At 29.3% G+C, this 1,094-nt stretch carries 1 protein-coding gene; it reads right to left on the bottom strand.

Features of this window, described 5'->3' with window-relative positions:
* Window positions 1-198: 198 nt before the first annotated feature.
* Window positions 199-963, bottom strand: coding sequence for a methyltransferase domain-containing protein (locus AB1349_14600; protein ID MEW6558556.1), 765 nt, complete (start codon window positions 961-963; stop codon window positions 199-201).
* Window positions 964-1,094 lie beyond the last annotated feature (131 nt).

The raw sequence follows: 1,094 nt of genomic DNA on the forward strand, positions 1-1,094 counted from the left end.
CAGGGGTATGTGAAATCCCACCTTCTTTTTTCATCTGTATAACCCGTTCTTAAATCTTTTATTGAAACCTTCACTTATCCTTCTTTACCTATTAGCAAAAAAACTTTAATCATTCTGTCCATTTTTTACACCTCTGCATTTTTTTATCTCTAATAATCTATCAGAGAATTTATTCTTAAAGCATATGTAACTCTGTTTTTAAGTTTTTACACTACACAGAAATATTAAGTTATAAGCAAATCTTTCCGCTTTGATTTTTGACATTATCCATACTATAAGTGGATAAATAATTTTATAAATATTCCTTACCAATGGCAGGGTTTGTAAATAACGGAAATAACGCCATCCTTCAACTTTCTCAATTTTAAGATTATTCCTTGTAATAATGTTTACAATCTCTTTGTAGTTATAACAAGTATCAATTGGTTGGTCTGTATTTGAAGGATGTTCATAAGGTAAAAGTTTACCCCTTAACCATCGCGTAGGAATAAAACTACCCATTAAATAAAAAGGGAAATATCCTGTAGCATTCGGAATAGTTAAAACTATCAAACCATCTTCTTTTACTATCCTTTTAATTTCCTCAATACATTTATCTGGATTTTTAAGGTGTTCTAATGTCTCCAGTAAGAATACTATATCAAAATAATCATTCGGGAATGGAATATTAGATTGAATATCCGAATTTTTTATAATAATTCTTCCAGGTAATTTTTTTAATAATTCCGCAAGACGAATATCAATAATATCTACACCATATAAACTACACTTGTAATGAGCATCAATTTCTTCTAAAAGTTCTCCATAGCCACATCCAACATCTATGACTTTTTTCCCGGTCAAATCGCCGACAAGAGATAATACTTTATAATTAAATTCCTTACCTAAACCTCGGCGATGAGTAAGTTTGCTATACTTCTCTATAATTTCTGTTTCAGTTAAATCGTGTCCTGTTTTAATCATTCTGCAGACCTTTGTTAAAAATATTTCTCATAAATTCTCAATTCTCAATTATTTTCAATCTTTTCCAAAATTAAGTTCATTATTTTGCATCATTTCCTGTTTTTTGCGTATCCCCAATATTTTTGGTATAA

The organism is Elusimicrobiota bacterium, from assembly GCA_040757695.1.
In the GTDB taxonomy this organism is placed as follows: domain Bacteria; phylum Elusimicrobiota; class UBA8919; order UBA8919; family UBA8919; genus JBFLWK01.

Excerpts from the sequence above, each read along its gene's own strand:
- AB1349_14600 (MEW6558556.1), bottom strand. The coding sequence starts at position 963 with ATGATTAAAACAGGACACGATTTAACTGAAACAGAAATTATAGAGAAG.